Origin of the sequence: Pseudoduganella sp. SL102 (assembly GCF_027856995.1) — a bacterium.
In the GTDB taxonomy this organism is placed as follows: Bacteria; Pseudomonadota; Gammaproteobacteria; order Burkholderiales; family Burkholderiaceae_D; genus Rugamonas; species Rugamonas albidiflava.
The window spans coordinates 3,988,255-4,009,900 of the sequence record NZ_CP115554.1 but is presented as its reverse complement, the minus strand read 5'-3'; the positions used below and the strand labels follow the sequence as shown (position 1 = coordinate 4,009,900).

18 protein-coding genes are annotated in these 21,646 nt (G+C 70.4%); 17 read left to right on the top strand and 1 reads right to left on the bottom strand.

The genetic code is table 11. The features are described 5' to 3' along the window. The first annotated feature begins 58 nt into the window (after positions 1-58). Entirely contained in the window at positions 59-1,279 is a 1,221-nt protein-coding gene (locus tag OU994_RS16935; RefSeq protein WP_281606811.1) for a DUF4157 domain-containing protein, read from the top strand. Positions 1,280-1,301: 22 nt separating this feature from the next. Here the strand turns inward: OU994_RS16935 and OU994_RS16930 are convergent, their stop codons facing one another. Next, positions 1,302-2,336 carry a sigma 54-interacting transcriptional regulator gene (locus OU994_RS16930; RefSeq protein WP_281606810.1) on the bottom strand — a complete coding sequence of 345 codons (1,035 nt, stop codon included), beginning with the start codon at positions 2,334-2,336 and terminating at the stop codon, positions 1,302-1,304. A 427-nt stretch (positions 2,337-2,763) separates the two neighbouring features. On the opposite strand from OU994_RS16930, the gene OU994_RS16925 reads away from it, so the two are divergent. From OU994_RS16925 to OU994_RS16850, 16 genes are read left to right on the top strand one after another with little or no spacing between them, the layout of a single operon-like run. Beyond that, the gene (locus OU994_RS16925) at positions 2,764-4,782 is read left to right on the top strand and encodes a phage tail sheath C-terminal domain-containing protein (protein ID WP_281606809.1); all 2,019 of its coding nucleotides are present in this window, start codon (positions 2,764-2,766) and stop codon (positions 4,780-4,782) included. Positions 4,783-4,792: 10 nt separating this feature from the next. Further along, on the top strand, positions 4,793-5,311 hold the full coding sequence (locus OU994_RS16920) for a phage tail protein (RefSeq protein ID WP_131145845.1): 519 nt from the start codon (positions 4,793-4,795) through the stop codon (positions 5,309-5,311). A gap of 53 nt (positions 5,312-5,364) precedes the next feature. After that, positions 5,365-6,066 carry a hypothetical protein gene (locus OU994_RS16915; RefSeq protein ID WP_281606808.1) on the top strand — a complete coding sequence of 234 codons (702 nt, stop codon included), beginning with the start codon at positions 5,365-5,367 and terminating at the stop codon, positions 6,064-6,066. Then, on the top strand, positions 6,063-6,908 hold the full coding sequence (locus tag OU994_RS16910; protein ID WP_281606807.1) for a hypothetical protein: 846 nt from the start codon (positions 6,063-6,065) through the stop codon (positions 6,906-6,908). The genes OU994_RS16915 and OU994_RS16910 overlap by 4 nt, the downstream gene beginning before the upstream one ends. Position 6,909: 1 nt before the next feature. Beyond that, complete coding sequence (locus tag OU994_RS16905) at positions 6,910-8,064, top strand: DUF4255 domain-containing protein (protein WP_281606806.1); 1,155 nt, start codon at positions 6,910-6,912, stop codon at positions 8,062-8,064. Further along, positions 8,061-10,337: an ATP-binding protein gene (locus OU994_RS16900; protein ID WP_281606805.1), complete on the top strand. Its 2,277-nt coding sequence runs from the start codon at positions 8,061-8,063 to the stop codon at positions 10,335-10,337. Before OU994_RS16905 ends, OU994_RS16900 begins: the two co-directional genes overlap by 4 nt. Continuing rightward, complete coding sequence (locus tag OU994_RS16895) at positions 10,334-10,600, top strand: hypothetical protein (RefSeq protein WP_281606804.1); 267 nt, start codon at positions 10,334-10,336, stop codon at positions 10,598-10,600. The genes OU994_RS16900 and OU994_RS16895 overlap by 4 nt, the downstream gene beginning before the upstream one ends. Next, the gene (locus tag OU994_RS16890) at positions 10,597-11,265 is read left to right on the top strand and encodes a hypothetical protein (RefSeq protein WP_130189612.1); all 669 of its coding nucleotides are present in this window, start codon (positions 10,597-10,599) and stop codon (positions 11,263-11,265) included. Before OU994_RS16895 ends, OU994_RS16890 begins: the two co-directional genes overlap by 4 nt. Positions 11,266-11,315: 50 nt before the next feature. Further along, positions 11,316-11,588 (top strand): LysM domain-containing protein, encoded by a 273-nt coding sequence (locus tag OU994_RS16885; protein ID WP_281606803.1) that lies wholly within the window; start codon positions 11,316-11,318, stop codon positions 11,586-11,588. 1 nt (position 11,589) lies between these two features. Continuing rightward, positions 11,590-12,738, top strand: coding sequence for a hypothetical protein (locus OU994_RS16880; RefSeq protein WP_281606802.1), 1,149 nt, complete (start codon positions 11,590-11,592; stop codon positions 12,736-12,738). Continuing rightward, on the top strand, positions 12,738-13,313 hold the full coding sequence (locus tag OU994_RS16875) for a phage baseplate assembly protein V (RefSeq protein WP_281606801.1): 576 nt from the start codon (positions 12,738-12,740) through the stop codon (positions 13,311-13,313). The genes OU994_RS16880 and OU994_RS16875 overlap by 1 nt, the downstream gene beginning before the upstream one ends. Further along, positions 13,310-13,636, top strand: a complete 327-nt coding sequence (locus OU994_RS16870) for a hypothetical protein (protein ID WP_281606800.1) — start codon at positions 13,310-13,312, stop codon at positions 13,634-13,636. Before OU994_RS16875 ends, OU994_RS16870 begins: the two co-directional genes overlap by 4 nt. A gap of 2 nt (positions 13,637-13,638) precedes the next feature. Next, positions 13,639-14,034, top strand: coding sequence for a GPW/gp25 family protein (locus tag OU994_RS16865; RefSeq protein ID WP_130189617.1), 396 nt, complete (start codon positions 13,639-13,641; stop codon positions 14,032-14,034). Positions 14,035-14,039: 5 nt separating this feature from the next. Continuing rightward, positions 14,040-16,601, top strand: a complete 2,562-nt coding sequence (locus tag OU994_RS16860; protein ID WP_281606799.1) for a baseplate J/gp47 family protein — start codon at positions 14,040-14,042, stop codon at positions 16,599-16,601. Further along, entirely contained in the window at positions 16,598-19,255 is a 2,658-nt protein-coding gene (locus OU994_RS16855) for a hypothetical protein (protein WP_281606798.1), read from the top strand. Before OU994_RS16860 ends, OU994_RS16855 begins: the two co-directional genes overlap by 4 nt. Further along, positions 19,252-21,615, top strand: coding sequence for a phage tail protein (locus OU994_RS16850; RefSeq protein WP_281606797.1), 2,364 nt, complete (start codon positions 19,252-19,254; stop codon positions 21,613-21,615). The genes OU994_RS16855 and OU994_RS16850 overlap by 4 nt, the downstream gene beginning before the upstream one ends. The last annotated feature ends 31 nt before the right edge of the window (positions 21,616-21,646 follow it).

Below are 21,646 nucleotides of genomic sequence, written 5' to 3'. Positions count from 1 at the left end.
CGGACGATACTGTCACGCTTCTTGCTTCACAAAGTGGGTGACCTGGGAGGAGACCGCCATGCTGGCACTGCAACAGAAGGCAACCAAGCGGCCCGGCCGTTCAGCGAACGAACGCGTACAGCGGCGAACACCCGATCGCGGCCAGCACGCCGATCCGGCTCCGGAACGCGCGGGAGCCTGCGCCTGTGGCGGATCGTGCCCGCGCTGCCAGGCCAGGTCGGCGCTCACCATAGGCGCCAGCGGCGATGCCGGCGAACGGCAGGCCGACGCGGCGGCGGAGCAAGTCATGCGCAAGCCGGGCCGGGGTCACGTGCCGGCGCTGGCCGCGGCTCCGGGCGGGCCCGCCACCGGCGGCGAACCCGCGGCGCCGGCCAGCGTCGATGCCGTGTTGCGCTCGCCCGGCCAGGCGCTGGATGGTCCGACGCGCGACTTCTTCGAATCGGGCTATGGCCATGATTTTTCGGGCGTCCGCGTGCATGCGGACAGCGCGGCGGCGCAGTCGGCCCGGCAGATGGATGCCCTGGCCTACACGGTCGGCCGCGACATCGTGTTCGACAGCGGCCGGCTGGCACCGCACACGCCCGAAGGCCGGCACCTGCTGGCCCACGAACTGGCGCACGTGGTGCAGCAATCCGCCGCGGGTCCGGCCGTCGCGCGCGTGCAGCGGCGCGTGCGGCGCGAGAACGTGACCTGCCAGGCCACCGGGCTCACGAATCCCGACCTGACCGGCGACGAAGTGGTCGCGGCGCTCGAAGCGGCGGACACGGAAGCCATCGGGCTGGCACAGGTCGCCGAGGACGCGCTGACGACGAACCTGGCCAGTGTCCAGGGCGGCGCCGCCCCGGACGCGGCTTTCGACACCATCCTGCAGGAAGAACTCGGGCTGACGCTATCGAACCCCGCCCATTTCCCGCTCGTGCGACAGGTGGCCGGCCGCTATCGCCGCGTCCGCGAAACGCTGGAAAGCGGCTACCTGCGCTATATGTGCCGGAGTGGCCCCACGACGAAACTGGTGGGTTGCACGGCGGGCGATTGCGTGGACACCGTGGCGTTCACGTGCCCGGGCAATCGGCTGATCGTGCTTTGCCAGGCCTTCTGGGATGAGCCGGGCCTGCGTGGGCTCACGCTGCTGCACGAACCCTTGCACATCTGGTTCGATATGGCGCAGCATGCGCCGACTGCCCTGCGCCGTGCCGACGCGCTGTGCTACGAATCGTTCGCGCTGCGCGCGTCCGGCCAGGTCGCGGCGGAAAACTGCACGGGCCATACAGGGGGCTGATACAGGAGGCTGAGCAGGCACCTCAGTGGATGCTGCCCGTGGCGCCCTGGATGGCGCCGAGGGCGGAGAATTCGCCGCTGCGGTATTTCTTGGCCATCCGGCTCAGCGTGGCGCGCTCCATATTGCACAGCCGCGCCGCCTCGCTGATGTTGCCGTTGGTTTGCGCCAGCGCGCTTTCCACGAAGCGCCGCTCCACTTCGCGCACCGCGCGCAGCTTCTCGTTGCGCAGCAGGTTGCTGTCGATTTTCAGGCCCTGCACGGGCACGCTGCGCAATGCCGAGCAGCAGCGGCGCAGGTCGTCCGCATCGATGCAGGCGCCGCTGCTGAGCAGGTGGGCGCGTAGCAGCACGTGCTCCAGCTCGCGCACGTTGCCGGGCCAGGGGTGCGTGCACAGCAGGTCGAGCGCCGCGGAGGACAGGCCTTTCGGCTTGCCGCCCTCCCCGCGCGCCGCCTTCGCCAGCAGGTGCGGGACGAGGATGCCCAGGTCTTCCACGCGTTCGCGCAGCGGCGGCATGCGCACCGACAGCACGTCCAGCCGGAACAGCAGATCGGGCCGGAAGCCGCCGCGTTCCACCAGCCGGCGCAGGTCCACGTTCGATGCCGCCACCACGCGCACGTTGCCGTAGCGCCGCTGCTCTTCTCCCACCGAGCGGAACGAAGCGTCCTGCAGGAAGCGCAGCAGGATCACCTGGCCGCGCGCCGACAGTGCCTCGATCTCGTCCAGGAATAGCGTGCCCCCTTCAGAATCGCGCACCAGCCCGTGCCGCGCGCGGCTGGCATCCGTGAACGCGCCCTTGGCGTGGCCGAACAATTCGCTTTCGATCAGCGCGTCCGGCAGCGCGCCGCAATTGACGGGAATGAAGGGGCCATCGCGGCGCTCGCTCAGCGCGTGCGCCGCATGCGCGGCCAGCTCCTTGCCTGTGCCGCTTTCGCCGGTGATCAGGATGGGAGCCCTGGACCGCGCAAAGCGCCGGATCAGCGCGATCGCTTCCAGGAACGCGGGCGATGCGCCGACGAAGTTGCTCAGCAGCGCGGCACCATGGACGGAATCGGTCATGGGCATCGTTCGGCCTCCTTGCAGGGTCACGTTCGGAGTCACAGTCGGAGTCACAGTCGGAGTCACATTCGGAGTCACATTCGGAGTCACATTCGGGGGAACCAGCCAGTCATCCAGCTTCGTGCGCAGCGTGCGATCCAGTATAGGGAGGGACGCCCGGCAGATCAAGCCGTGTGCGTTTCACGCACACCCGTGGCGGCGCCGACACGGCCCGCAGGGGGATTGCTACAGTCCCGCCGTCCGCCGTTGTGCCGGGCACGACACGCGCTTGCAGGACGCTCATGGCAGGCGCCCGTGGCATGGCTCTTGCAGCCGGTGTCGCAATACACGGCGTGAGCGGGGCGCCCACTCGGAACGTGCGTCCACCTAGTCCGTGCACCCGCGTTGTCCGTAAGCCTACTTCCCGCATGCCCTGAAAGGACCCACCATGCCAAGTGCCCTGACTTACCCAGGCGTCTATATCGAGGAGCGGGCCAGCGGGGTTCGCACCATCACCGGCGTGGCCACGTCGATCGCCGCGTTCGTGGACAGCTTCCCGCGCGGCCCGCTGAACGAAGCGGTGCAATGCCTGGGCTATGCCGACTTCGAGCGCGAGTTCGGCGGCATCCATACCACCAGCGAAGCCAGTTACGGCATCAAGCAGTTCTTCCAGAACGGCGGCGCCGAGTGCTGGGTGGTGCGCGTGGCCACGCTGGACTCGGCCACGGCCGCCGAGAACGCCATCGAAGCGCGCGCCATGGTCGAGGACAGCCTCGGCACCGCGATGTTCCGCGTGCTGGCCGGCCGGCGCCTGCGCGGCGCCATCGCCACCGACCCCGGCGACTGGGGCAATCACGTGTTCCTCGAAGTCGACTACGACACCAGCGCGCCGACCGAGACCTTCAACCTGTCGATCACCGAGCAGGTCATCGAGAACGGCCGGCGGCGGGTGCTGCGCAACGAAGTGTTCCGCAACCTGACGATGGAACTGGCCGCGCCGAACTATGCGGTCGATACCGTCAACGAGACCTCGCGCATCGTCCAGCTCGACCGCTTCGATCTCACCGGCACCGCCCTGGCCGCCCTGCCGACCACTGCGCCGTTCCCGCGGCCGGCCGTCTCCGGCAGCGAAGGCGCGGACCTGCCGATGCCCCCCGCGATACCGCCCAACACGTCGACCTTCGATGTCACGGTGGCCAACGACACCGACCCGGCCGTGCCCCGTGCCACGCACACCGCGACGCTGAGCTATGCGGGCGCAGCGCCCCTCACGTACCAGGCGCTGCGGCCCTACATCGAATCGGCCATCCGGGCCCTGGCCCTGCCGGCACTGGCCGAGACCGAACGCTCGCTGCTGGCCGGCGCCACGGTGCGCCTGCTGGGCAAGGGCACCGCCGCCAGCCCGTACCGGTTCGTGGTGCAGGGCGGACGAGGCAGCCCGGACTATCTTGCCGGCTCCACCCTCACCATCGAGACGGCGATCGCGCAGGACATGGGCTTCCCCACCGGCTCGATCGCCAACGTGCAGCAGTACCAGCTGGCCGACGGCCTCGACGGACTTTTGCCCGTCGACGACGTGGCGCTGATCGGCAGCGAGGCGCCGAAGACCGGCATCTACGCGCTGGAAGACGTCGACCTCGTGAACATCCTGTGCATTCCCCACGCGGCCGACCTGGATGGCACCAACATGCGCGCCGTGTATGACCAGGCGGCCGTGTACATGGCGTCGCGGCGCGGCTTCCTGCTCATCGACATACCGCCGGCCACCGCCACGCTCGACGCGATGCAGACCTGGATGACGGAGAACGACTCCCTGCGCAGCCGCGACGCGGCCGTGTACTTCCCGCGCACCTTCGTGCCCGACCCGGCGAACGGCAACCGGCTGCGCAGCATCGGCGCCAGCGGCACGATCGCCGGGCTGTATGCGCGCACGGATGCGACACGCGGCGTATGGAAGGCCCCGGCCGGTACGGACGCCAAGCTGGAAAACGTGCAGGCGCTGGCGTATGCGCTGACCGACCTGCAGAACGGCGCACTCAATCCGCTGGGCGTGAACTGCCTGCGCACCTTCCCCGGCTACAGCCATATTTCCTGGGGCGCCCGCACGCTCGAAGGGGCCGACACGCTGGCCAGCGAGTGGAAATACATCCCGATCCGGCGCCTCGCCCTGTATATCGAGGAAAGCCTGTTCCGCGGCACCAAGTGGGTGGTGTTCGAGCCCAACGACGAGCCGCTGTGGGCGCAGATCCGGCTCAATGTGGGCGTGTTCATGAACGGCCTGTTCCGCCAGGGCGCGTTCCAGGGCAAGACGCCGCAGGAAGCCTACTTCGTCAAGTGCGACAAGGAGACCACGACGCAGGCGGACCGCAACCTCGGCATCGTCAATATCCTGGTCGGATTCGCGCCGCTGAAACCGGCGGAGTTCGTGGTGCTCACCATCCAGCAGATCGCCGGCGACCTGCAATAAGGAGAAGACTATGGCCCAGTTCGCCGTTAACACGCATCGCTTCGACCCGTACAAGAACTTCAAGTTCCGCATCAAGTGGGATGGCCGGTATGTGGCCGGCATCAGCAAGGTCGGCGCGCTCAAGCGCACCACCGAGGTCGTCGAGCATCGCGAAGGGGGCGACCCGTCCACCTCGCGCAAGTCGCCGGGCCGGTCCAAGTACGAGGCCATCACGCTGGAGCGGGGCGTCACGCACGACCTCGAATTCGAAAACTGGGCCAACAAGATCTGGCTCGGCGGCGCCGGACTCGGCGCCGAAGTCAGCCTGAAGGACTTCCGCAAGGACCTGATCCTCGAGGTATACAACGAGGCCGGCCAGGTGGTGCTGGCCTACAAGATCCTGCGCTGCTGGGTATCCGAGTTCCAGGCCATGCCGGACCTGGACGCGAATGCCAACGCGATCGCCATCCAGACTTTGAAACTCGAGAACGAGGGATGGGAGCGCGACCGGGATGTCAGCGAACCGACCGAACCGGTGCTGACGGCTTGACGCCGCTTGCCATGGGACCCGCATCGCCACCTGCGCCGATGCGCCCATTCGGCATGGCTCCCGACCTGGACGTGGATTTCAGCCAGGCGGACCGCCCTGCCCTGGTCACCAGCGTGCTGGCGCAATGCTGCGCGCCGTCCGACCCGGCCTTCTGGTGGCACCAGCCGGTCGGCCTGCGTACGACGGCGCTGCTGCACCTGGTGGCGTTGACCGATGCGCGCGGCGAGATGCCGATGAACTCGACGTGCACGGCGCCGGCCTGCGGCCAGGTGTTTGCATTCGACCTGCCGCTGCGCTCGCTGCCGGGCGATGTGCAGGATGCCGGGCCGCTGCGCGTGGCGCTGCCCGGCGGGCGTACCGTCACGCTGCGGCGGCCCACCGGCGACGACCTGCGCCGCTGGCGGGCGGCACACCCGGCAACGCGGACGGAGGCGCTGCGAATGATGCTCGATACGCTGCTGCTCGACGGCGCGGCGGGGCCGGAAGACGAAGCCGGGCTGTCGGCCGCGCTGGCCGAGCTGGATCCGATGGTCGATTTCGCCGTGGCCTGCGCGTGTCCCGCGTGCGGCGCGGCGAACCAGGTGGCGCTCGACCTGGAGACGCTGGCGCTGACCCGGCTGGCGGCGCGGCAACGGGCGCTCTTGCTGGAGGTGCACCGCTGCGCCGCGCACTATGGCTGGACCGAAGCCGAGGTGCTGGCCATCCCGCCGGCACGCCGGGCCCACTACCTGGCATTGATCGAGGAAGAACGATGAGCGGTTACTTTGGCGCATTGCTGCGGGCCAGTGGCCTGGATGCCGGCGCATCCCTGGCGCCGGGGCGACTGGCGCAAGCGGTGCTGGCCCCATCCGGCCTCGAAATGGAAGCGCCGGCTGACGAGGAAGCCCCGTCGCAAACCGGCGCGCGGGTGCCGCTGGCGCACGCCGGCGCGGCGCCAGCGCAGCCAGGCAACGTCACCATCGTCGACCTGGCCGGGGCGCCCGCCATGCAAGCTGGCCAAGCCGGGAAGTACGGGCCGCCAGTCGTGCCGTTAGAGGCGCCTGCGCCCCAGGCGGCGCTGGCCGGCCCTGCCGCGATCAATCCCGCGCCCCAGTCCATCCTTCCCGCGACGGCTACCGAGGTCAGTACCGCGCCCCGTGTTGAAGCTCCTGTCGAAGCGCCTGGCGAAGCTGGTACCGAATCCATCGCGCACGAGAAGGCGCTGCCCTCGCCGCTGCAGGCGGTCCTGCAGTGGGTTGCCGCCGACCCGGCAGCGGCGCCCGCCCCGGTGGCGCCGGCGTCCGCGGCGCGCGGCAAGGCAGCGGTGGCATCGCCGCATCGCGCCGAGCCCCTGGTGGAACGCATCGCCAGCCCGGCGCCGGTCGCGCTGGAACCGGCACTCCCGGCGATGAGCCATGCCGTTCACCCTGCCGCCGCGGAGCCGTTCGCCGTGCCCCCGGCGCGCCGCGACGATTTCGTGGACATCTCGATCGGCACGATCCAGGTCCGGGTCGACGCGCCGCCCGCCCAGACCGTGGCACTGCCGCAGGCGCCGGCGGTACCGGCCGCCACGCCACCGCGCAGTGCCCTCGCGCGGCGTTCGCTGCGCAGGATCTGACATGTCGCTCGGCGACTCCCTCAGCGCGATCGGCGCGGTGACACGCCTGTTGCGCGAGCGCCTGGCTGCGGCCGGCTTCGGCGTCACGGTCGGCAAGCCGGAAGATGCCGCGTCGAACGACGCCAACGCCAAGGTCAACCTGTTTCTGTACGAGACGGTCTTCGATCCCTACCTGCGCAACGTGCCGCTCCACGAAGGCGAACCGCCGCCCCTGTGGCTGGTACTCAGGTACCTGCTGACCGCCTTCGATGCCGATGGCCGCAGCGACACGGCCGCGGCGCACGAACTGCTGGGCAGCGGCATGGCCGCCTTGCACCAGATGAGTTTCCTGACCATCCCGCCGGCCGTCGATCCCGCGCTGCGCTACAACCCCGAGCCGCTGAAGCTGAGCTTCGACGAATCCAGTCCCGACCTGCTGACCAAGCTCATGCAGGGTAATGAAGAACGCTTCCGCCTGTCGGTCGCGTTCCAGGTGCGCCCCGTGATGATCGTGCCGGGCAGCCTGCCGCGCAATGCGCTGCTGGTCGGCGTCGACTACAGCACGGTGCCGGAAACCATCATCGGCCAGGACGGCGTGCAGATCGACGTGCTGCCGTCGCTGGGCGCGCGGCTCGACCGCATCGAACCGCCGCGCTTCGAGCCGGGCACCACGATCCGTGTGTTCGGCACCGACCTGGGCGGCGACCTCGAAGTCATGCTGGGCGACGTGATGCTGATACTGGTGGAGCGGCGCAGCGACCACCTGGTCGTCACGGCCGAAGGCAGTCCCGGCACGCCGATCGCGTCCGGCACCACGCTGTCGGCCGGCGAAGTGCCGCTGGTGGTGCGCCGCCGCCTGTCCGCCACGCACACCCGTGGCAGCAACCTGCTGGCCGCCCGGTTGCTGCCCCAGGTCGCCAGCGCGGCGCTGGTGGCGGGCGACCTGCGCCTGCAGGGCCTGCTGCTGGGCACCGCCACGGACGACGTGATGGTGCTCATCGTGCGCGAAACCGACGGCATGTCGATCCACCTGTTCGATACCGTCACCGTCAGCGCCGACCAGCAGACGCTCACCGTGGCTGGCGCCCAGGCGGCGCTGCCGGCCGGCACCTATCGCGTGATCCTGCGGGTCAACAACCAGCAGGCCAAGGCCGCTCCCCTGGTGGTGGTGCCATGACGCTGCCACCGCCCGCCGCCGCCCGGCACGCCGCGCCGCCCGCCGATCCGGCTGGCGCACGAGAAGTGGTCGCGGCGGCCAAGCCATCTGCCGCACCAGCCAGCGCTGCGGCGGTCGAACCTGTGGTCGAACCTGCGCCCGAATCCGCCGCCGAACCAGCCACCTTCACGCCCGGGCTGTCCGCGCAGGAGCCGTTCGCCGCGTACTGGCTCGGCCAGGTCACGCTGCGGCTGCGCCGGGAAATCTGCTGGCTGTGGCGCGAACGGGACTGGCAGGCCGCCACCGATCTCCCGGCGTCCGCATTGCCGCCACCGGCCGACCGGGCCCTCGCCGCGCTCGACCTGCTGCGCTACGAGCACGACAAGCAGGCGTTCTTCGCCGGCGACGTGACGGCACGGCACCTCAGCGACCGGATCGGCACGGCGGCGCCACCCCGGCCGGACGGGCATGCGCGGCGCGGTTCATTCGGCTGGGTCGCGCACGAGCTGGACCTGGAACCGGTCGAATGCTTCGTGCTGGCGGTGGCCCTGCTGCCGGTCCTGGACAGCGCGGCGGGCCACGTGATCGCGTGCTGCCTCAACGAACCGTCGCGCACCGCGCCCACTTTCGCCCTTGCGCAACGCCTGTGGGACGATCCGGGAGCCCTGGTGCGCTGCTTCGACCCGGCCCACAGCCTGTTGCGCCACGGCTTGCTGGCCGGTGCCGGCCCGATCGACTGGCAGGCGCCGTTGTCCGTGCCGCCGCTGGTGGCCCGTGAACTGCTGTTTGACGGCGCGCCGTTGCCGGCGGCGCTGGAGGCTATCGCTGCAGGGGAGCTCCCCGAGTCGCCGGACGCCGCCGCGATGGCGCGCGCCGCGTCCCTGGTCACGAACATTGGCGCGCCGGCACCGCGCCGCGGCATGCGCATCGTGCCCGTCATCGGCGTGCGCGGTGCGCCGCTGGCGGAAGTCGCGGCGGCGTGCACGGAACTCGCCGGCGTGCGTACCGTGCAGCCGAGCCCCGCGCTGCCACCCGAGCAGCTGGCGCAGGCCCTGAGTGCGGCCTGGCTGCGTGGCCATGCCGTCTACCTGCCGGCCAGCACGTTGGCGGACCCGGGAGGCCACGACGGCTCGCTGCGGCCGCTGCCATTGCCTGGCCTGCCGCTGGCGGTGTTTGTCGGCGGCCACGAACGCACCGCGCTGCGTGGCCTGGGCGCCAATGGTCCGGCAGAGGTGATGCCGGCGCTCGTGGTGCCCGCGCTGGGCTATCGCGAACGGCTGGCGGCGTGGCAGCGCGCGCTGCCGCAGGCCGGCCCGCTGCTGCCGGAACTGGCGCGCCGCTTCCGCTACGAGCGCACGGCCATCGCGCGGGTCGGCGCCGAGCTGGCCGCGCTGGAAACGCCGCCCGGCGAGGCCGAGATGCTGGCCGCCGCGCGCGCCGACCTCGACCTCGGCACGCTGGCGCAGCCCGTGAAGCCCCGCTTCAGCCGGGATGAACTGATGCTGGCCCCGCCGCAGGCTCGGCAGATCGACGAGATCGTGGCCGCCATGGCCGCCCTGACGCGCGTGCACTACGAGTGGGGCACGGCGCGGGCGTGGAACGAAGGCGGCCTCACGGCGCTGTTCGCCGGGCCGCCCGGCACTGGTAAGACCATGGCCGCCGAAGCCATCGCCGCCGCGCTGGACCTGCCCCTGTACCGGATCGACCTGTCCCAGGTGGTCGACAAGTACATCGGCGAGACGGAAAAGAACCTGCGCCGCCTGTTCGACGCGGCCGATTCGGCCGACGTGATCCTGTTCTTCGACGAGGCCGACGCGCTGTTCGGCCGGCGCACGGAAGTGAAGGATGCGCACGACCGCTACGCCAACCTGGAGATCAGCTACCTGCTGGAACGGATGGAGCGCTTCAAGGGCCTGGCCCTGCTGGCCACCAACCGCAAGAAGGATGTCGACGAGGCCTTCCTGCGCCGGCTGCGCTTCGTCGTCGAGTTTCCGCTGCCGGAAGCGCCGGTGCGCGCACACATCTGGCGCAGCGTCATTCCGCCGGGCGTCGACGCCAGCGCGCTCGATATCGAGTTCCTGGCGAAGCGCTTCGCGCTGGCCGGCGGTCATATCCGCGCCATCGTGTTCCAGGCATGCCTGCAAAGCGCCGCCGAGGGCGCGCCGCGGCGCCTCACGATGGAAGCCGTGGTACTGGCCGTGCAGCGCGAATATGAAAAGCTCGACCGCGCCAACAGCCTGGAGCAGTTCGGGCCCTATGCCGCCCTGGTGGCGGAGCAAAGGATCGTACGATGACACCTACCCGCACACGCCTGCGCATCGATCGCCTGGAACTGGACCTGCGGGGCATCGCGCCCGCCACGGCCAGCGCCATGGCGCACGCATTGGGACCGGCCCTGGCCCAGGCCCTGGCCATGCGGGCCGGCGCAGCACCGCCGTCTCCGGCCGGGCAACTGGACGCCGGGCGCGTTACTGCGCCCGCGTCGACCGATGCCGGCGGGCTGGCCGGTCGGATCGCCGCGCGCATCGCCACCACCGTCCGGGGAGAATCGTCATGACCTTGCTGCGCGGCGCCCTGATCGAGTACGGCACGTCGCTGATCGGGCCGATCCCGAACGTGGTGATCTTCCAGTACAACCCGGAATCCCTGGCGCGCACGCTGCAGATCCCGGCGCGCCCGACCGGCAGCACGCGCCGCGAAACCACGCAGGCCGGCGAGAAGACGTTCGAGCGCATCGCCTTCAAGGCGCACTTCAGCGCGGCCAACATGCTGGACGAAGGCAAGGTGCTGGCCGACCTGTTCGGCATCGGCCCCCAGCTGGCGGCGCTGGAAAAGATGGTGCTGCCGAGCGCGAAACTGGCGGGGCTGATCGGCGCCGCGATCGACGCCATCGGCAGCGCGCTGGGCGGCGGCGACACGCCGGAGCCGGCCCAGCCGATCCCGCGCGAGACCTATCCGCGCATCCTGTTCATCTGGGGCCCCACGCGCGTGCTGCCCGTCACGATCGACTCGATGAGCATCACGGAACTGGACTACGACGCGATCCTGAACCCGTTGCGCGCCGAGGTCGACATCGCCCTCAGCGTGATCGACGTGGACGACTGCTCCGACGACATCCTGGCCAAGGGCGCCCTTACCTACTCGACGATCGCCAAGGAAGCCCAGGCGATCGCCAACCTGGCCAACACGGCGGAACAGGCCGTGGACCTGATTCCCCTTTGATCTTGAGCCTATTCCTATCCGATTATCCCGACACGCTGCCCGGAGAGCCCATGTTCCTGCCCAATTCACGCTACGCCAAGGTCGCCACGGTCACCACGACGACATCGGCCGGGGCCACGGTGGTGGCCCTGAAGCTGCGCCACCTCACGCCGGCTGGCGGGCAGCCGCACACGGTGCACGCCGGCGACCGGCTGGACCTGTACGCGCAAGCCCGCAGCGGCGACGCCACGCAGTTCTGGCACATGGCCGATGCCAACACGGCCCTCGACAGCCGCACGCTCGTCGAGCGTCCCGGCGTCACCATCACCTTGCCGGAGACCTGACATGCCAGGGCAACGCTTCCGGGTATGGTTCGGCAAGGAGCCGGCCACGGCGGAACAGCTGCGGCGCATCGAGGAAATCGAGGTGACGCAGGAAATGGACGCCTTCTGGGAAGCGCGGCTGCGCATGGTCCTGTGCCTGGATGCGCAAGGCACGTGGCAGCACTGGCCAGGCGACACCGCGACGCCGTTCTCGCGCGTACGCGTGGAAATCGACATCGGCGACGGCCGCTTCGCCGCGCTGATCGACGGCCCCCTCGTCAGCGTGGACGCCGACCTCGATTCGCAGCCGGGCCGCAGCACGGCCACCATGGTGGTGCGCGACGACAGCGCATTCCTCGACCGCGATGAAATGATCGACCCCACCTACGAGAACCAGGGCGCCAGCGAGATCGCCGCCGCCATCTTCGACCAGTTCACCGATGTCATCCGGTCCGTCGACATCGAGGCCACCACGGGCAAGCCGCAGACCACCACGCGGCGCAGCACCGCCCTGCAGTTCCTGAGGGAACTGGGCCGGGTCAACGACCGCCATGCCTACGTGCTGCCGGGCGAGCTGCCGGGCGCCAGCATCGGCTGCTTCCGCGCCGATCCGGACGGCCCGGCCGGCCTGCCGCCGCTGGTGCTGATCGGCGCCGGGCGCAACCTGTCGAACGCCGAGATCACGCAGGACCCGCTGGGCGGCGAACGCACCCAGGCGCAGGTACTGCGGGTGAGCGACCAGGGCGTCACGACGCTGGAGACCAGCGCGGCGGACCTGGGGCTGATGCGCGCCTTGCCGGCCCGGCCCGCCGACCTCACGCCGCGCCGCCTGCTGCACCCGGCGGACAACACGCGCGAGGATCCCGCGGCGGCCGCCACCGCCCAGGCACGCCGCAGCGGCTACGTGTACCGCCTGAGCAGCCGCGTGGTGCCCGGCTGCTACGGGGCGGTGCTAGCCCCTTACAACAAGGTGCGCGTGGACGCCGGCGCCACGGCGTACAGCGGCGACTACCTGATCACCCAGGTGGTCCACCGCATCACGCCCTCGCTGTATGTGCAGGAGCTGGAAGCGAAGACGGACTCCGTGACCGAGATTTCAGACGCTGCGGTAGCCGAGGCGCTGGGCGGAGGGCTGAAATTGTCGGTGTCCTTGAGCGGAGGGATCTTCTGATGGGCAATACAACCGAAACACTGGTCGAGCGGCTGGTCGACCGGGTCGGCGGCAGCTACTTCGGCAAGTACCGGGGCATCGTCACGGATGTCGACGATCCCGCCAACCAGTGCTGCATCCGCGCCAGGGTGCCGGCCGTGCTGGGCGACCAGCCGTGCGGCTGGGCCTTGCCGGTGGCCGCCTTCGCCGGCGACGGACACGGCGTGGTGCTGCTGCCGGAAGTGGGCGCCGGCGTGTGGATCGAGTTCGAAGCGGGCCAGCTGGACCGGCCGCTGTGGTCGGGCGCCTGGTGGGCCGAAGGCCAGCGGCCGAACCCGCAGGGCCCCGGCAAGCGGGTCTTCGTGTCGAAGAAGGGCCACAAGCTGGTGATGGACGACGACAGCGACGAGCTGTTGCTGACGCATGGCTCCGGCCCGGAGATCAAGATGACGGGCACGGAAGTGACCATCACGTGCGGCGCCTGCGAAGTGAAGATCACGAACAAGGAGATCTCGCTGAATAACGGCCTGATCAAGGTGGGGCTGGCTGGCGTGAGCCTGGTCAACGGCGCGATGGCGTTCGGGGTGCCGCCATGATCCCCATTCTCACCACGGCCAGTACGGTGATGTGCCCGCACGGCGGCCAGGCCTTGCTCATCACGAGCAACACGGATGCGGTGATCGCCGGCGCGCCGGCCCTGCTGCAGACGGACGTACACCCGATCGTCGGCTGCCCGTTCACGCCGGTGGCCTATTCGCCGTGCCTGACGATCCAGTGGGTCACGGGCGCCACGCAAACCAGCGTGCGCGGCGTGCCGATGCTGTTGCAGAACAGCGTGGGACTGTGCCTGAATGCCGCCCAGGCGCCGCAGGGCACGGCGATCGTGGTGCAGGTGCAGCAACAGGGCAAGGGGATATGACGATGGCACAGCACACCCTGTCGAACGGCCGCCACCTGGCCTTCCCGTTCCGCATCGGCACCGACGGGCGCACGGTGGCGCCGGCCAGCGACGATACGCACGTGCGCGACGAGGTGCTGCAGCTGCTGCTGACCAGCCCCGCCGAGCGGCTGTTCCTGCCCGAATTCGGCGGCGGCGTGCGCCGGCTGGTGTTCGAACCGGCTTCCGAAACGCTGCGCGGCGTCGTCAAGGCGCGCATCACCAATGCGCTCACGCGCTGGCTGGGCCACCGGCTTACCGTGCAGCTGGTCGACGTGACATGGGACGACGCGGGCGCCACGCTGGAAGTCACGGTGAGCTACCTGCCGGCCGGCAGCGCCGACGCGCGCATCGTGCGCTTCCAGCGCAATTCGAGGTAAGCGCCATGACCGCCATCCTCTACCCCGATTACGTCGACGACCGGGCCGACGTGCTGGAAAGCAGCGGCTTGAACGGGCTGAAGCTGGTCCTGGTGGCGCTGCCGCCCGGCGCCGATCCGCCCCATGCGGACCTGGAGCTGCATCTCTTCAACGACTTGCATCTCGCGGCGATCCTGGCCGACATCGGCGGCGACCCGGTGCTCGCCCGGCAAATTTTTCGGATCCGCGGCGGCACCCGCATCGTGGCCGGCAGCGCGACCGGGCAGGTGCAGGTCATCGCCGCCTCCGCCATCGACGCCACACGGCTGGCGATACGGGTGGCGCCGGTCGGCGACTATTCGACCTATACGCTGGAACTGGTGTGGGACGCCAGCGCGATCGACCCTTTCTTCAGTGCGATCGGCTTCAAGTTCCGCCCCGGCTGTTTTACGAACGACTGCGCTCCCGCGCCGGGGGGGCGGCCGGCAGCGGCGAGTCCCGAGATCGACTACCTGGCCAAGGACTACGACTCGTTCCGTCACGCCCTGATGGTGGCGATGGCGGCGCGGGTGCCCGGCTGGGCCAGCACGAGCGAGGCGGACCATGACCAGGTGCTGATCGGCCTGTTCGCCGCGGCGGCCGATGAACTGAGCGACTTCCAGGACCGCGTGATTGCGGAAGCCTACCTGGGCACCACGCGCAAGCGCGTCTCGCTGGCGCGCCATGCCCGGCTGATGGACTATCACCTCCACGAAGGGTACCAGGCCAGCACCTGGCTTGCGCTGGACATCCTAGCCGGCCAGGCGCCCTTCACGCTGGCGAACCAGGAATTGCTGGTATGGACCGGCAGCGAGCCGGCGCGGGAAGACGCGGTGTTCTTCGCCACGCGCCAGCGCCGCCTGCCGCCCGCGCAACGCCAGCGCTTCGATCCCCTGCTGAACCGGCTGCACCTGCACACGTGGCGCAACGCGCAGCCGGCGCTGGCGGCCGGCAGTACCAGCGCGGACCTCGTGCCAGAGGGCGGACTGGGCTCGCAGGCGGACGCCGATGCGCTGCGCGACCTGGTGCGCGACGGCCTGTGGCGCGAGATGCTGGTCGCCGAGGTGCTGAACCCGTGGACCGGCAACCTGGCCGGCTACCGGCGCGGCCGGCGCCAGTTGCTGCGGCTGCTGCCGGGTACCGATGCCGCGCGCGGCGCCGCGCAATCCGTGTTCGATCCGGTCACGGGCACCTGGCTGGTGCGCGTGCACTGGCGCCCGGAAGACGCGCTGCGCTTCGATTTCAGCTTCACCACCTTCTGCCCCGGGCCGCCGCCGGCGACCGTCGAACACGTATCGGTCTTCTACGGCAACCTCGTGATGGCGCATGAAGGACGCCTGCTGGAGGTGCATTTCCAGGAACCGGGCAGCACGCTGCCCACCGGCAGCGCCACCGTGCTGCATCGCCACTACTCCCGGCTGGACCGCTTCGGCAATGGTGCGGACTGGGCCTTCGCCAGCCTGCCGGACGACGTGCCGCTGGCCTACCTGGCGCCGCCGCCGGGGATCCGCGCGGCTGGCGAGCTGGCGGCCCGTTCCACGCTGTACGTGGAAGTCGAGCCCCCAGGCGGCGTGCGCGACCGCTGGGATGAAGTGGAAAGCCTGGTGCACAGCGACGACTCGGCCGAGAACGGCGACCACTACATGGTGGAAACGGACGAACTGCGCCGCAGCGTGCTGCGCTTCGGCAACGGCACCAACGGCCGTGGCCTGCCGTCCGGCGCCATCGTCCACGCCGAGTTGCAGGTAGGCGGCGGCCATGCCGGCAATATCGGCGCGGACCAGCTGGTCAACAGCCGGGCGCTGACCGGGGCACTGACCGGCGCGGTGGTGGCCGTCACGAATCCGTTCGATGTCACGGATGGCAGCGATCCCGAGCCGGCGGAACAGGTTCGCCGCAACGCGCCGGAAGCGTTCCGGGTCCGCCAGCTGCGCGCCGTGACGCTGGCGGATTATGTGCGCCGTGCCGAGGAAGTACCCGGCGTGGCCCGGGCCGTGGCCCGCTATGCGTGGACGGGCAGCTGGCGCACGGTGCGCATCGCGATCGATCCGGCCGGCTTTGCCGTGGCGGGCGACGAAGTGTCGGACATGCTGTGGGCGGAACTGTCGCCGCGCATCGCTAGCCACCTGGAGGCGGTGCGGCTGATCGGCGAAGACCTGGAACTGCGGCCGCCCCGCTACGTGCCGCTGGAAATCCTGGTGGTGGTGTGCGTGGCCGATACCTACTGGCGCGAGGATATCCGCGAAGTACTGGAGCAGGAGTTCTCGGACACGTGGACGCCGGATGGCCGGCGCGGCTTCTTCCACCCGGACCAGTGGACCTTCGGCCAGGCCCTGCACCGCAGCGCCATCGAGGGCCGCATCGGGCACATCGCCGGCATCCGCCATGTCGTGCGCATCACCATGAAGCGTTTTTCGGCGCCGCAGCCCGGCCTGCCGGGACGGGAGGTACTCGACATGGCGTTCGACGAAGTGCTGCTGCTGGCGAACGATCCGGCCCACCTGGAGCGGGGCAGCATCCGCTTCGAGATCCAGGGCGGGAGGCAATGATGGCCTGCAATCCGCTGATCTTCGATCCCGTGCTGTTCCCGCGCCGCGCGTTCAACCGGCCCGGCCTGCCCCGCATCGACTACCGCATCGGCCGCTATCCCGATTTCCTGGCCGCGATGATCCGGGGCATCGACGCGGCACCCGAACTGGCCGCGTGGACCCATCGGGAAGCGGACGATCCCGCCATCGCGCTGCTGGAAGGCGCCGCGATCCTGGGCGATATCCTGACGTTCTACCAGGAGCATTACGCGAACGAAGCCTACCTGCGCACGGCGGCGTGGCGCGACAGCGTGGCCGAACTGGTGCGGCTGACCGGCTACCGGCTGTCCCCCGCCATTCGTGGCCGTGCCACCCTGGCCTTCGAGGCGCGCGGCGACAAGCCCGTGCCGATCGCCGCGGGCTTTCCCGTCAAGGTCGAGCTGGAAGACCTGCCGGTGCCCGCCGACTTCCAGACCGATGCGCCGCTGGAAGCCTGGCCGCACCTGGGCCGTTTCCACCTGTACCGGCCGCGCGCCTACGCGGCCACGCTGGCCGCCGGCACGTTTACTTTCGAAGTGTCCAGCGTTGCCGGCGCCGCCGATTCCGCCAGCCTGGCCGCCTTCGAACTGAAGCCGGGCGACCGGCTGATGCTGCTGCCGCCCGAGCCGCCATGGACTTCGAACGGCGGCGTTCCCGCGAACCAGGCCCGCGCGCAGGTCGTGAAGGTGAAGACGGTCACGCGGCTGCTGGGCCGCCTGCTGGTCGAGGCCGAGACGCCCATCCTGCGCCAATGGGCCACGCCGGTGGCCGCCTACCGGATCAACCGCACGTTCCGCCACCTGGGCCACAACGCGCCGCCGAAAACGGTCAGCACCACGCCGGCCAGCGGCACCATCACCGGGGCGACGCAATACGACACCCGGTACCAGCGCCACCTGACGTGGGAGTGTACGGATACCGAGGCGTCGCTCGGCCTGCCGCCCGAGCTGTTCCCCCTCGACGTGGAAGTGGCGGACCTGCATCCCGGCGGCAGCCTGGTGATCCAGACACGGATCAGCCGGGATGACGGCACGCCGGTGAACGTGAGCCTGCTGCGCGGCGTGACGGCGGTGGAATTCCGCACGGTCGGCTTCGGCAACGTCAATGGCCCCGGCACGCTGCTGACGCTGGACCGGCCGCTCGTCGACGAAACGATCGCGTATTCCTATACGAGCGACGTGCGCGACTTCCGGCTGCATGAAGTCACCAGCCCCGCGTTGCGCCTGCAACCCGTGGCGCATGGCAGGAACGGCGGGTTCACGCCCACCCACGATACCCTGCACTTCTACGGCACGGCGGCGCAGGCGCGCCTGCTGGCTGGCCGCCGGCTGTTCCTGGCGCATGACGATGGCCGCAGCGTCGAGCTGGCGTGCACCAGCGCGGCCAGCGAGTTCCCAACGCTGGCTGTCGACCCGCCGGCAATGTGGCCGCTGGTGTTCGACCGCCTGCCCGCGCCGTTCCGCCACGCCGATTTCGACGAAACGGCGCCCACCGTGACCGTGTACGGCAATCTCGTCGACGCTTCGCAGGGCAAGGCGGAAGGCGACGTGGTGCTGGGCAACGGCGACGCCCGCCAGGGCTGGCAGACGTTCGCGATTCCCAAGACGCCGCTGAGCTACTTCCTGTCGTCCGACGGCGTGCCGCCATGGGCGCCGGCGCTGGAGATCTACGTCGATGGCCGGCTCTGGCAGCGCGTGGATGCCTTCTTCGGCCATGGCCCGCAAGAGCAGGTCTACATCGTGCGCGAGGATGCCGAAGGGCGCAGCTTCGTGCAGTTCGGCGACGGCCAGGCCGGGTCGCGCCTGCCGTCGGGCCTGGGCAACGTGATGGCGCGCTACCGCAGCGGCGCCGGCGCACGCGGCCCGCTCAAGCCGGACACCAAGCCCACCACGGCCGAACGCCCGCCCGGCTTCGACAAGGTGACGCTGGCCGGCATCGTCTCGGGCGGCGCCGATGCCGAGGATGCCGACAAGGCCCGCGAGGCGGCGCCCGGCAAGGTGCAGAGCCTGGGGCGCCTGGTCAGCATCCGCGACTACGAAACCGAGACGCTGGGCGTGCCGGGCGTGGTCACGGCGGCGGCGGCGTGGGATTTGCACGTGGGCGTGCCGGCGCTGATCCTGCGCGTGCTGCTGGAAGCGGGCCGCGAAGGCGAGTTCTCGGCCGTGCGGGCGACGCTCGCCCACGCCCAGCGCTGCCGCGGCCCGGACCGTTTCCCGCTGGTCGTGCAGCAGGCGCTGCTGCGCTACGTGTTCGTCGACATCGGCTATGCGCGCGACCCTTCCTGGCGCCAGGAAGACGTCGAGGCGGCCCTGCGCGCGGCGCTGGGCCTGGCGGGCGATCCGGCGGCCGAGCGCACGGGGCTGTTCGGCTTGCGCGCGCGGCGCCTGGGCGAACGGGAGTATGCCAGCCGCATCGAGGGCCGGCTGCAGAACGTGCCAGGTGTGCTGTGGTGCAAGGTGACGGCCCTCGGCCGCTTCCCGCCCAACGCGACCGAGCCGGAAGCCTTGCTGCTGCCGCCAGCGCCGCGCCCGGCCGGATTGGTGCTGCCGTGCGGCGCACGCGAGCTGCTGCAACTGGCGCCATCGCACCTAACATTGACGGCGCTGGCCGAACCTTCGGCGGGAGAATGCGCATGAGCACCACCTCGAACCCGCCCGTTCCCCTGTACGAGCGTCTGCCGGAGATCTACCGCACGCGGGACGCGGAACAGGAGCCCGCCAACCAGCTGCGCGCCTACCTGGCCGCCGTCGAGGGGCCGTTCGGCGCCCTGCATGCCGACATCGCGCAGCTGTACGAAGACCTGTTCATCGATACCTGCGACGACTGGGTGATCCCGTACGTGGCCGACCTGCTGGGCACATCCCACCTGCAGGGCGACCCGCGCACGCTGCGTGCGGACGTGGCCGATACCATCGCCCTGCGCCGGCGCAAGGGCACGCTGGGCGCCATCGAGCGGCTGGCCGCCAACCTCACGGGCTGGGCCTGCCGTTGCGTCGAATTGCGCGAAAACCTCGGCTGGTCGCAGCACCTGAACCACCAGCGTCCCGATGCGGGTGGCCGGCCGCCGTATGCCGACCCGGCCCTGACCCGTTTCCACATTCCCCGTGGCGGCACGGCGCCGTTGCGCGATCCGGCCGCGCTGTCCCTGCTGGGCACCCCGTTCGACACTTTTGCCTACACCGCGGACGTGAAGGCCGCGCAAGCCGATGTCCGCCACGTCAACCTGCCCAACCTGGCCATCTTCCTGTGGCGCCTCGCCGCCTACCGCCTGCCGCCGGTCCGGCCGCTGGCCCAGCCGGTCGTCGACCTGACACCGGCGCCGGCCGGCACCGCCAGCTTTGCGCTGCGCTTCGACCTGCACCCGCTCGACCTGCCCGTCCAGCTGTTCAATACGGCGCGTCCTGGGCCGGCCCTGTCGGGCGGCACGGCGGCACCGCTGACCGCGCCCGATGCCGTGCCGGGCCCGATCCTGGCTGCGCGGCTCGACAGCGGCACCCCGGCCGGTCATCCGGAAGCCTACGTTGCCGTGGATTTCTTCAATGCCGCCGGCACGCCGCCCGACGGCTTCGACCTGGCCGACGTGGGCCTGCACTTGTTCATGCCGGAGACACTGGAAGCGCTGCTGGTGCCCGTGCCGCCGGCCACCGAATGGCGCTGGCTGGTGCGGGGCGACAACCTGTGCGCGTGGGAGACGGGCTTGCGGCGGCCGCTGCGGGGCGGCGAGATCGTCGTCGACCCGCGCATCGGCCGCGTGCTGGTCGGGCTGGACACGGCCACGCAGGCCGATGAACTGATCGTGCTGGATGGCGGCCAGGCCGTGTCGCGCATGTTCGCCAGCTTTACGTATGGCGCGGCGGGGCCGGTGGGTGCCCATCCGGTGCCGCGGCGCGCCGCCCCTTCGCCAGTCCTGGCCGACCTGCGCACGGTCGGCGCCGTGCCCGGCGGGATCACACTGCAGGCGGCGCTGGACAACCTCGACATCGCGACAGCGCCAGTGATCATCGAGATCGCGGACAGCCTGGTGCACGATATCGACCTGGCGCTGGTGCCCGGCACCGCGATCGACGGCACCGAATCGTTGCGGCTGGCGAACGACCTGACGATCCGGGCCGCCAGCGGACAGCGCCCGATCATACGGCTGGCGCAGCCGCTGTCGCTGCGGCCGGTGGTGGCGGGCGACGCCACGCCCGATACGCCGGCCGTGCGGCTGGAAGGACTCTACCTGGCGCCGGGCGCCGCTTTCCCGGCCGGCGCCGCGCTGGTCGATCGCGCCGCCGTGGCACGGCTGGAAATCCTCGGCTGCACGCTGGCACCCGGCGGGCATGGGCTGCGCGATGGCAGCCGCGCCGCCATGCAGCCCGCGCTGCGGCTGGAAAATGGCTACGGCTTCGCCGACCCGGGCGACGAGGACGATTTCGTGCCGACGCCCGACATCGTGATCCAGCGCTCGGTCACCGGCAGCATCGCCGTGGACGAACGCTACCGGCTCACCATCGCCGACAGCATCGTCGACGCCGGCCTGGGTTTCGGCGACGCGCCGGCGGGTGTGCTGGCAATCGGCGCGGCGACCGACCCGACTACAGGCTGGGGAGCGCGGCTCGATTTCGACGGGCTGACCTGCTTCGGTGCCGCGCGGGTGGCGGCGGTGGGCGGGCTTGGCGGCATTTTCAGCCAGCGCTTCGAAGTACTCGACAACCAGCACGGCTGCATCAAGTGGACGGCATTTTCCGACGATGCCGACCGCCTGCCGCCGCATCACTACTGCGTGCATGCGCCGGACGCGCGCATCGTCTTCACCTCCGAACGGTTCAACGATCCCGGCTACGGCCAGCTGGCGCGCGCCACGGACCGGCGGGTGCGCGAACTGGGGCCGGGCGACGACGCGATGGGGGCCTTCGGCTTCCTGCTGGAGGCGCACAAATGGGCCAACCTGCAGATCAGGTTGCGTGAATTCATGCCGGTGGGCGTGCGACCGCTGGTGTTGCAGGTGACATGAGCAGTGAGAAGACCGATCGACATGAGCGGTC